At 42.8% G+C, this 9,934-nt stretch carries 6 protein-coding genes, 17 tRNA genes, 1 rRNA gene and 1 riboswitch; of the genes, 2 read left to right on the forward strand and 22 right to left on the reverse strand.

The window, feature by feature from the left end; all coding sequences use genetic code 11:
* Position 1 precedes the first annotated feature (1 nt).
* Both ACIQ2D_RS13410 and ACIQ2D_RS13415 read right to left on the reverse strand, forming a co-directional pair.
* Positions 2-1,294, reverse strand: coding sequence for a HAMP domain-containing sensor histidine kinase (locus tag ACIQ2D_RS13410; RefSeq protein WP_402864796.1), 1,293 nt, complete (start codon positions 1,292-1,294; stop codon positions 2-4).
* Positions 1,284-1,979, reverse strand: a complete 696-nt coding sequence (locus ACIQ2D_RS13415; RefSeq protein WP_402864798.1) for a response regulator transcription factor — start codon at positions 1,977-1,979, stop codon at positions 1,284-1,286. The genes ACIQ2D_RS13410 and ACIQ2D_RS13415 overlap by 11 nt, the downstream gene beginning before the upstream one ends.
* A 256-nt stretch (positions 1,980-2,235) precedes the next feature.
* On the opposite strand from ACIQ2D_RS13415, the gene ACIQ2D_RS13420 reads away from it, so the two are divergent.
* On the forward strand, positions 2,236-3,501 hold the full coding sequence (locus ACIQ2D_RS13420; RefSeq protein WP_402864800.1) for an Nramp family divalent metal transporter: 1,266 nt from the start codon (positions 2,236-2,238) through the stop codon (positions 3,499-3,501).
* 33 nt (positions 3,502-3,534) lie between these two features.
* Here the strand turns inward: ACIQ2D_RS13420 and ACIQ2D_RS13425 are convergent, their stop codons facing one another.
* Entirely contained in the window at positions 3,535-4,998 is a 1,464-nt protein-coding gene (locus ACIQ2D_RS13425) for an amino acid permease (RefSeq protein WP_402864802.1), read from the reverse strand.
* 83 nt (positions 4,999-5,081) lie between these two features.
* Positions 5,082-5,259, reverse strand: a riboswitch (Lysine riboswitch).
* A 176-nt stretch (positions 5,260-5,435) separates the two neighbouring features.
* On the opposite strand from ACIQ2D_RS13425, the gene ACIQ2D_RS13430 reads away from it, so the two are divergent.
* Positions 5,436-6,641 carry a CynX/NimT family MFS transporter gene (locus ACIQ2D_RS13430; protein WP_402864804.1) on the forward strand — a complete coding sequence of 402 codons (1,206 nt, stop codon included), beginning with the start codon at positions 5,436-5,438 and terminating at the stop codon, positions 6,639-6,641.
* A gap of 50 nt (positions 6,642-6,691) precedes the next feature.
* Here ACIQ2D_RS13430 and ACIQ2D_RS13435 read toward each other — a convergent pair whose 3' ends face one another.
* From ACIQ2D_RS13435 to rrf, 19 genes are all read right to left on the reverse strand, one after another.
* Positions 6,692-7,738 (reverse strand): nitric oxide synthase oxygenase, encoded by a 1,047-nt coding sequence (locus ACIQ2D_RS13435; RefSeq protein ID WP_402864806.1) that lies wholly within the window; start codon positions 7,736-7,738, stop codon positions 6,692-6,694.
* 281 nt (positions 7,739-8,019) lie between these two features.
* A tRNA-Glu gene (locus ACIQ2D_RS13440) sits at positions 8,020-8,091 on the reverse strand.
* Between the two features lies 1 nt (position 8,092).
* Positions 8,093-8,169 (reverse strand) — tRNA-Asn (locus tag ACIQ2D_RS13445).
* Between the two features lie 7 nt (positions 8,170-8,176).
* A tRNA-Ile gene (locus ACIQ2D_RS13450) sits at positions 8,177-8,250 on the reverse strand.
* A gap of 4 nt (positions 8,251-8,254) precedes the next feature.
* Positions 8,255-8,328 (reverse strand) — tRNA-Gly (locus tag ACIQ2D_RS13455).
* A gap of 5 nt (positions 8,329-8,333) precedes the next feature.
* Positions 8,334-8,409, reverse strand: a tRNA-Phe gene (locus tag ACIQ2D_RS13460).
* Positions 8,410-8,447: 38 nt separating this feature from the next.
* Positions 8,448-8,523 (reverse strand) — tRNA-Asp (locus ACIQ2D_RS13465).
* A 4-nt stretch (positions 8,524-8,527) separates the two neighbouring features.
* A tRNA-Met gene (locus tag ACIQ2D_RS13470) sits at positions 8,528-8,602 on the reverse strand.
* A gap of 160 nt (positions 8,603-8,762) precedes the next feature.
* Positions 8,763-8,855: transfer RNA gene (locus ACIQ2D_RS13475), tRNA-Ser, on the reverse strand.
* Between the two features lie 99 nt (positions 8,856-8,954).
* A tRNA-Met gene (locus ACIQ2D_RS13480) sits at positions 8,955-9,028 on the reverse strand.
* 25 nt (positions 9,029-9,053) lie between these two features.
* Positions 9,054-9,129: transfer RNA gene (locus ACIQ2D_RS13485), tRNA-Ala, on the reverse strand.
* 6 nt (positions 9,130-9,135) lie between these two features.
* A tRNA-Pro gene (locus ACIQ2D_RS13490) sits at positions 9,136-9,212 on the reverse strand.
* Between the two features lie 7 nt (positions 9,213-9,219).
* Positions 9,220-9,296: transfer RNA gene (locus ACIQ2D_RS13495), tRNA-Arg, on the reverse strand.
* Between the two features lie 20 nt (positions 9,297-9,316).
* A tRNA-Leu gene (locus ACIQ2D_RS13500) sits at positions 9,317-9,405 on the reverse strand.
* A gap of 10 nt (positions 9,406-9,415) precedes the next feature.
* A tRNA-Gly gene (locus tag ACIQ2D_RS13505) sits at positions 9,416-9,487 on the reverse strand.
* Between the two features lie 37 nt (positions 9,488-9,524).
* Positions 9,525-9,597 (reverse strand) — tRNA-Lys (locus ACIQ2D_RS13510).
* 74 nt (positions 9,598-9,671) lie between these two features.
* Positions 9,672-9,745 (reverse strand) — tRNA-Trp (locus ACIQ2D_RS13515).
* A gap of 3 nt (positions 9,746-9,748) precedes the next feature.
* Positions 9,749-9,824, reverse strand: a tRNA-Val gene (locus ACIQ2D_RS13520).
* A gap of 11 nt (positions 9,825-9,835) precedes the next feature.
* Positions 9,836-9,934 (reverse strand): 5S ribosomal RNA (rrf, locus tag ACIQ2D_RS13525); the annotation flags it as partial.

Consider the following 9,934-nt stretch of genomic DNA (forward strand, 5'->3'; position numbering starts at 1 on the left):
GTTACCCCTCCTTCGGTATGCACAGTGTAAAGTTTGATCCTTTGCCCACTACACTTTCGACCTCTATCTTAATCAATAGTTGATTTGCTAGCTCCTTGGCGATTGCAAGCCCTAGACCAGTACCACCTGTTTTACGATTACGGTCCTCACCTACACGATAAAAACGCTCAAATAAGTGTGGTAGATGCTCCTCAGGAATCCCATCACCACAATCTTGAATCGTAACGAAAACATGTTGATTGTTTTCAGACGCATGTATCCGTATCTCGCCTTCGCTATATTTGCGTGCATTATCAAGTAAAATGAACAGTAGCTGCTTAAGCATTTTTTCATCGCTATAAATGTGACTTGGTACAGCCTCGTCTACGATAAAAGGTCTATGGTATGCTTGTTGCATTTGTGTTGCTGTATTTTCTAGTAATGATGCTAACTCAATTTGTTCCCACTGGATATCTAACTGTTCCTTGTTTTTCGCTAGTTCTAGTAATTGTAAAACCATCTCATGCATACGTGCAGATTCATTGGCTATTGCTTGTAAGGACTCCTTTGCAACCGCTTCATTATCAAAACCTCGGCGTAGAAGTAATTTAGCATAGCTTTCAATGACTGTAATAGGTGTTTTTAGTTCATGAGAAGCATTTGATACAAATTGTTGCTGTTTTTGATAATGTAGTTCGAGCTTCTCCATCATGCCATTAAAAGTCCGACTTATCTCGGTTAACTCATCTTTGCCTTTGTCAGTTAACTCGATTTTCTCGTACTTTCCAGTATCCGCACTTTTTTTCATCGTAGTACTTAACCGTTCAAGTGGCTGTAAGATGAGGCGGCTTAATGCGAGGCTTGCTAAAAGAATAGGGATTGCCGCCAAAAGTGTAACAAGTATTAATATAATTTTCAGCAAACTCATTGTTCTCGCTACTTCTTCCATTGATTGAACAAGTTCAATTTCCACAACCGTCCCATCAGGCCAAATTGCCGGCATCTCGAATGTAATATATTTCGCATCTGACATCTCGAGGGTTGCCTGCACCTTCATTTTCAAATTCTGCCCCTCATCATAAACATGAACCGCTCCATCCGTTGGCATATACGCACGAATTACCTGCTGTATATTCGTCTGCACTTCCAGCTTGCTAAGTGCCGTACTTAGTTCGTCCCCACGATGCTGCAACTGCTTATATTCGGTATCGTACGCAAGCTCTTCATACAAAAAATATACCCCAATATTGGTCGCCACTAAAATCACTAGCATGAGCAGAGTCGTTAGCAAGTGAATTTTTGTTTTAAGCTTCATTCATCTGCCCCTTTAATACATACCCAACACCACGTACGGTCTTAATAATTGGTGTATGATTCGCTGCATCAAGTTTTTGGCGCACATAACGGATATATACATCGACAACATTTGTATCTCCGTAGTAATCATAGCCCCACACCGCTTCTAAAATTTGCTCACGTGTTAGTACCTGCTTTGGATGCTTCAGTAAGTATAATAAAAGCTCATATTCACGCGGAGTCAAATACACATGCTCTCCGTAATATAAAACATCACGTGTTTGTTCATTGATAGATAATTCACCAAATGCTGTAAGAGTCTCTTGCTCGATTGCTCGCTGTGAAAATCTTAGAGCCGTGCGAATTCTTGCCAGCAACTCTTCAATTTCAAATGGTTTTGTCATATAGTCGTTTGCTCCAAGGTCGAGCCCCTTGACCTTATCCTCTACATCCCCTTTTGCCGTCAACATAATAACGGGTGTATGAGACTCTGTTGCACGAATACGTTTTAACACATCCAGCCCACTCATTTCAGGAAGCATAATATCAAGTAACACCAAATCCCACTTCTGCTCACGATATTTCAGTAATCCATCTGTTCCAGTGTGTGCCATCTCCGCTTCATAGCCCTCAAATTGCAACTCTAGCTGTAACACTCGTGCAATGCTTTCTTCATCTTCTATAATTAAAATCCGATTCGTCATATGGCGTCATTCCTCAGCATTTTCTTTTATCGTAAACTATGCAAGGTATGAAAGTCTAATTAGAAAATGATGAGAAACAGATTGTATCAAGACAAGCTTTACATACATTCCCTCAATTAAGTGTAGATTTTATTTATTTCATTATTTGGGCGAATGACGGTATTTTTCAAACAAGTAGTCATAAAATATAATCAAACTTTCCTCAAGGAAACATTTTTGTGATAACGATACTTTTAATACGGAACGGGGGCGCATTATGGTTTATAAAAAAATTACAAAAACAACAGCAGAGGCAGTTTTGGATGGGGATGTAAAAGGCTGGCGACATATTTTACCATTTCTTGGCCCAGCTTTCATTGCAGCAGTTGCCTATATAGATCCAGGTAACTTCGCAACGAATATTACTGCTGGTTCACAGTATGGCTATTTGCTTTTATGGGTTATCGCTTTTTCAAATTTAATGGCAGTACTCATCCAATCCTTATCAGCAAAACTCGGTATTGCAACTGGTAAAAACTTGCCGGAAATCTCACGGGAAAACTTTTCAAAAAAAACATCTATCTTTTTATGGATACAAGCTGAAGTTGTCATCATCGCAACCGATCTTGCCGAATTTATCGGTGCTGCACTTGGCCTATACTTACTATTTAACATCCCAATGCTGCCTGCAGCGTTCATTACCACGGTTGGCTCATTTGCTATTTTAGAATTACAACGACGTGGCTTTCGTGCTTTTGAAGCCGGCATTTCTGGCATGGTGCTCATTGTAGTGCTAGCATTTGCATTCCAAACTTTTTTAGCACAACCTGATTGGGGTGGTGTGGCAATGGGCGTTCTAACACCTCAGTTTGAAGGCATAGATTCACTATTACTTGCCACAGGAATTTTAGGGGCAACGGTAATGCCCCATGCTATTTACTTACATTCTTCATTAACACAAAGTCGTATTGTCGGTCGTAATGAAAGTGAAAAACGCCGAATATTCCGCTTTGAATTTATCGATATTATGGTTGCGATGATTATTGCGGGTGCCATCAATATGAGCATGCTCATTATTGCAGCAGCAGTGTTTCATACGCAGGGACTTGTGGTAGAAGATTTAGATGTAGCATTTAACGGACTGCGTGATGCACTCGGTCCGCTGGCGGCTATTTCATTTGGACTCGGGTTACTGATTGCCGGTTTGGCAAGTTCTTCTGTGGGGACGCTCGCTGGGGATGTTGTCATGCAGGGGTTTATCCGAAGACGGATTCCACTTTATTTGCGTCGTGCCATTACAATGATTCCACCACTTGCCATAATTGCGTCTGGTGTAAATGCAACTCACGCGCTTGTCTTGAGTCAAGTCATCTTATCGTTCGGGATAGCCTTTGCTCTTGTTCCTCTTGTAATGTTTACGAGTAAAAGAGAAATTATGGGTAGTCTAGTGAATCATAAAATCACTTCCTTCCTCGGCTGGATTGTCGTTGCGATTGTTGTTAGCTTGAATATTTATCTGCTTTGGCAGACGATTTTTGCATAAAAAAACGAGGTGCGTAGATGCACCTCGTTCTCTTTATTTATCCACAGTTAAATCACAGTTTTTCAGTGGAACGATTTTCGTTTTATGTTTTAATTTATAGCCTAACCAGAACGCTAAAAACAATGGAATACCGATGTATGATACGAGCACGCCGTACCAGTCAATCGCACCGCCCATAAAGGCTGTATAGTTTTGACCCAAAACAACAATCATACATACCGTAAAGGCAAATAACGGACCAAACGGGAACAATTTCGCTCTATACGGCAGTAATTTTGGGTCCAATCCTTGTACCTCGAATGCTTTACGGAAACGATAGTGACTAATTGCAATCCCAAGCCATGCGATGAAACCTGACATACCTGAAGCATTCAATAGCCACATATAGACAACACCGTCACCGAAGAATGAGGCAAGGAATGCTAAGCTACCTACTGCTAATGTCGCAAGTAACGCGTAAATTGGAATACCACGACGGCTAAGCTTCATGAAAATTTTCGGTGCATGACCGTCTACTGCAAGACTCCATAGCATACGTGATGCTGCATAGAGCCCTGAGTTACCCGCTGAAAGCATCGCAGTTAAAATAATCGCGTTCATGAATGAAGCAGCAAAGGCAATCCCTAAGCGTTCAAACACTAACGTAAATGGTGATACAGCGATATCTTCAGATAATAAGCGTTCGTCTGTAAACGGAATCAGCATCCCGATTGCAGCAATCGCTAAAATATAGAATAAAATAATACGCCAGAAAACTGATTTTACGGCTTTCGGAATATTTTTACCTGGATCATCTGTTTCACCAGCCGTAACCCCTAGTAATTCTGTCCCTTGGAACGAGAATCCTGCTGCTAGGAAAATCCCGAACGTCGCTAAGAAACCCCCATGGAACGGCCCATCACTAATGAAGAAATTCGTAAAGCCGACCGGTGCTTGTCCACCTAAAATACCAAAAATCATCAGAAAACTAACGATGATGAATACTATTACCGTTGCGACTTTAATCATCGAAAACCAATATTCACTTTCCCCATAGCTTTTTACAGACAATAAGTTAAATGTTAACACGACTGCAATGAACATGACTGTCCATAAAGCAGAAGAACTATCTGGGAACCAATATTTCATAATAAGCGATACGGCCGCGATTTCTGCTGCAATTGTAATCGCCCAGTTATACCAATAGTTCCAGCCAAGTGCAAAGCCTAATGCTGGATCGACAAATTTTGTCGCATACGTACTAAATGAACCGGATGATGGCATATAGGCTGCCATCTCGCCAAGACTCGTCATTAAGAAGTACACCATAACTCCGATTAGCGCATAGGCCAGTAGCGCACCACCAGGACCTGCCTGAGCTATTGCACCACCACTCGCTAAAAATAGCCCTGTACCAATTGTTCCACCAAGAGAAATCATGGTAATATGGCGACTTTTCAATTCTTTTTTCAGTTTCGGAGCTTTATGCCCTAGCTGATTTACTTTTATTTCACTCACGTTAATAGCTTCCTTCCTTCTTAGAGGCAAAAAAATACCATCACAACACGATGCGATGGCTAAGTAGAATCCTCTGTTCTTTAAAACACGATAGCACAACACGTCGATCAAAACGTGACAGTTCTGTTCCTTTCGGAGACAGCCCCAGCATGAAGTTTTCAAGTCCCTTCACACTTCGGCGATATTTCCTTTCAGCTAATTTCATTAATGCTTGTCATTTCCATTAGCGTACTCTTAAATAACGCGACCTCTACCTCAATACAAACATGAGGCATTAATATATTAAATTTATGATGTAATTAAGCTTAACATATACCCTTTTACATTTCAATACGCATTTAAATGTTCAGTATTTTATGAACTTTCTACTATTTTTTTAAGCATGATAAAATGATATAGTGGTTCGAATTATAACTTTTATATCAGGAGGTCTTACTTTGGTAACTCATGAACAATCTACTTCTCCTAGCAAAAAATTAAGCTGGACAGGTACAACATTGTTACTTGTCATCGGTATTATTTTTATCGCATCTACTCTACGTATGCCGTTGACTGCCGTTGGACCATCCATTTCCTTCATTCGTGAAGGGCTAGGTATCTCTAATGTACTTGCTGGTTTATTAACAACAATTCCTTTGTTGGCTTTTGCAGTGGTGTCGCCCTTTGCACCCATTGTGGCACGCAAATTTGGATTAGAATTAACATTACTTTTATCTACTATTTTACTTGCGCTTGGTATCGTATTACGCTCACTTGGCACAACTGAATTACTCGTATTCGGAACGATACTTATTGGCGTTGCAATCTCTTTCGGGAATGTACTAATTCCAGGGCTTCTAAAATTGAAATTCCCTTACCATGTCGGTTTACTAATGGCTTGCTTTACGATGTCAATGAATCTTTCAGCCGGTGTGGGTGCAGGCATTAGCTATCCAGTCGCCAATTCGTCACTGGGCTGGCAAGGTGCACTTGCCCTATCTATTGTCCTTGTAGTCATCACAATACTTATTTGGATTCCACAATTGAAGTTCAATAAGCCTGAACCAACTGTTGCTACTACGAAAGTCCGTATACCGTTGTGGAAATCTCCAGTAACGTGGGCAGTAACTGGCGCGATGGGCTTACAATCTCTACTATTTTACACAACAGCCGCTTGGATTCCTGAAATCTATATAGCTCAAGGCTTGCCAGCTGACCGTGCTGGATGGATGTTCTCGACAATGCAGTTATCACAAATTCCAATGGCTATACTCACACCTATTATCGCTGGCAAAATGAAGTCGCAGCGTCCGCTCGTTTTCGTTTTTACAGCATTTTATTTAATAGGCTTTATCGGCTTAGTTATGGAATGGACAAGCCTTGCTGTTCTTTGGATGGTGTTTTTAGGAATGGCGGGTGGCGCTTCATTTGCACTAGCAATGATGCTCTTTACATTACGAACACGTACAGCTTACGAGGCTGCTGATCTATCAGGGTTTGCGCAGTCTGGGGGTTACTTACTTGCAGCTTCTGGTCCGATATTATTTGGCTATCTACACGATCTATTCGGTGGGTGGGACATCGCTGGCTGGCTATTTATTGTTGTAGTGTTAGTACTATTCGCAAGTGCTATGAGGGCTTCTAAAAATGAATATGTAAATTAGGAGTTACAAAAAGGCATCTCATCTAAATTACGATGAGATGCCTTTACTTGTTAATAGGGTGGCTTTTGATAGAAATAATTCGGTGTGTTGTACACATTCACATACGGCTTGTGGAAAATATGCGTTGATGCTGGTGATAGCGGTGGAATAAGCCAGCTCCAATTACCAGTAAGTTCACGCCCTACCGTTACCTCTGCCTCTTCAAACAGCTTAAACTGCTGTGCCGCGGTATGATGATCAACAATGCTTACACCGTCCTCTTTAAAAGAATGCAATACGGCAATGTTGAGCTCAACAAGTGCACGGTCTTTCCAAAGTGATGATTGCTTTGTCGTATCCAGCCCGAAAATTTTAGCCATAGCTGGAATCATATCGTAGCGATCATGATCCGCTAAATTACGCGCACCTATTTCTGTACCCATATACCAGCCATTAAAAGGCGCAGCCTGAAAATCGATACCCGCCATTTGAAAGCGCATGCTTGAAATAATCGGCACTGCATACCATTTCATACCTAGTGCATCAACCTCATTACGTTCAGGATGACGAATCGACACTTCTAATATATACTCCTGTGGAATTGCAAACATTTGTGGCGAACGCTCATCCACCTGTACAACCAGTGGCAGTACATCAAACGCTGTACCTTCACCTTGCCAGCCAAGCGACTCACAAATTTTTGTAAATGGCACGGAATGCGGGTCACCCACAATGCCCTCTGCAGTTTCATAGCCAGCATATCGTATAAGTTGATGATTCCAAATACGCACTCGCCCCGGTGCAAAAATAGTGATTGTAGGGCGAATTTTACCCTCATTTGTCGCGTATTGAATATGCGCAAGCAACGACTCAAAAATTTCCTGCTCATCTAATATTTCGCGTGCATCTACAACATGAAGTGACTGCCAAAATAAGCGCCCAATGCACTTATTACTATTACGCCACGCCACACGTGCACCAAATGTTAATTCTTCTGTCGTCGGGATATATTCTCCCACTGCTTTTATTTCTTGCAATCTATTCGTTAGCCAAGCCTCTGTTTGGTTTTTTTCCAATTGATAAAGTAATAAGAAACGCTGTACCTCTTGTAAATTCATGTCGAATTCCCCCATATACCCTCATCTTAGAGCAACGGAACCGGATTCACCATGAAAAAAAACGCTAGAAAACATACATCTTTTATATATGAAATACTTTGTTCAAATTTCCAGATGGATGATTTGAATTTGCAGTTACGAAAGGCGCAATATATTGACCGTACTTATCGAATAGTATAGTTTATCGTTTTAAGCATTATAACGCTTATTCTTTAGATATTTAAGTGCACAGTTCAACAACAATAAAAAAAGCATGTAGCAATAATATGCTACATGCAAAATGACCCGTACGGGATTCGAACCCGTGTTACCGCCGTGAAAGGGCGGTGTCTTAACCGCTTGACCAACGGGCCGTGGCTCCGAAGGCAGGACTCGAACCTGCGACAACCTGATTAACAGTCAGGTGCTACTACCAACTGAGCTACTTCGGAATAATAATGGGCCTAAATGGACTCGAACCATCGACCTCACGCTTATCAGGCGTGCGCTCTAACCAGCTGAGCTATAGGCCCCTATTGGAGCGGGTGATGAGAATCGAACTCACGACATCAGCTTGGAAGGCTGAGGTTTTACCATTAAACTACACCCGCAAAAATGGTGGGTCAGGACGGAATCGAACCGCCGACACTTAGAGCTTCAATCTAATGCTCTACCAACTGAGCTACTGACCCACATTCGATTAGTTTTAACTAATCTTTTGATTAAAAAATGGCGGTCCCGACCGGGATCGAACCGGCGATCTCCTGCGTGACAGGCAGGCATGTTAACCGCTACACCACGGGACCATTTTGGTTGCGGAGACAGGATTTGAACCTGTGACCTTCGGGTTATGAGCCCGACGAGCTACCACTGCTCCACCCCGCGACAATTTTATTAAGTATAAGCAAAAGTATTATACGCTTTTAGTACGTTGACGTCTTCCACGCTTCGCTTGCGTCGACGTTAATCGCAATCTTCGTGTTGCGATTTGCTCCACCCCGCGACAATACTACTCGTGTTTTAAAATACCATCTATTTAAAAAACTGGAGGAGGTAGAGGGATTCGAACCCCCGCGCGGTGTTACCCGCCTGTCGGTTTTCAAGACCGATCCCTTCAGCCGAACTTGGGTATACCTCCAAAGTTATATATAAATGATGGACCTTGCAGGACACAAACCTGCGACCGGACGGTTATGAGCCGTCTGGGCTAACCAAATGAGCTTAAGTTCCTTTAAGATGGCGGCAGAGGGAGTCGAACCCACGACCTTTCGGGTATGAACCGAGTGCTCTAGCCAACTGAGCTACACCGCCAGGATCTTTATATGGTTATAAGTTATGGTGGAGCCTAGCGGGATCGAACCGCTGACCTCCTGCGTGCAAGGCAGGCGCTCTCCCAGCTGAGCTAAGGCCCCATATAATGGTCGGAATGACAGGATTCGAACCTACGACCCCTTGGTCCCAAACCAAGTGCTCTACCAAGCTGAGCTACATTCCGAAAACTATGGCGCGCCCGGCAGGAGTCGAACCCACAACCTTCTGATCCGTAGTCAGACGCTCTATCCAATTGAGCTACGGGCGCAAATTATTATTAAAAGAAAATGGTGCCGAGGGCCGGAATCGAACCGGCACGGTGATCACTCACCGCAGGATTTTAAGTCCTGTGCGTCTGCCAGTTCCGCCACCCCGGCACATATACGAAGCGGAAGACGAGGTTCGAACTCGCGACCCCCACCTTGGCAAGGTGGTGTTCTACCACTGAACTACTTCCGCATGTGCTTAGATTTATTTATACTGGCAATTTAAATGATGAGCCATGAAGGACTCGAACCTTCGACCCTCTGATTAAAAGTCAGATGCTCTACCAACTGAGCTAATGGCTCATTTTATTAATAAAATGACTGTGATAATATTTTCCCAAACTACGCCATAATGTAATAACCGTAGTTATAGGACCTGGCAGGGGCAGTAGGAATCGAACCCACACCAAAGGTTTTGGAGACCTCTATTCTACCGTTGAACTATGCCCCTAAATGGTGGAGGATGACGGGCTCGAACCGCCGACCCTCTGCTTGTAAGGCAGATGCTCTCCCAGCTGAGCTAATCCTCCACAAAAAATAAGCGAAGCGACGTCCTACTCTCACAGGGGGAAGCCCCCAACTACCATCGGCGCTAAAGAGCTTAACTTCCGTGTTCGGTATGGGAACGGGTGTGACCTCT

The sequence above is a fragment of the Lysinibacillus sp. NPDC097287 genome (assembly GCF_044761695.1).
GTDB lineage: Bacteria > Bacillota > Bacilli > Bacillales_A > Planococcaceae > Lysinibacillus.

Coding starts and splice junctions, on each gene's coding strand:
- ACIQ2D_RS13410 (WP_402864796.1), bottom strand. CDS start 1,294: ATGAAGCTTAAAACAAAAATTCACTTGCTAACGACTCTGCTCATGCTA.
- ACIQ2D_RS13415 (WP_402864798.1), bottom strand. CDS start 1,979: ATGACGAATCGGATTTTAATTATAGAAGATGAAGAAAGCATTGCACGA.
- ACIQ2D_RS13420 (WP_402864800.1), top strand. CDS start 2,236: ATGGTTTATAAAAAAATTACAAAAACAACAGCAGAGGCAGTTTTGGAT.
- ACIQ2D_RS13435 (WP_402864806.1), bottom strand. CDS start 7,738: ATGAATTTACAAGAGGTACAGCGTTTCTTATTACTTTATCAATTGGAA.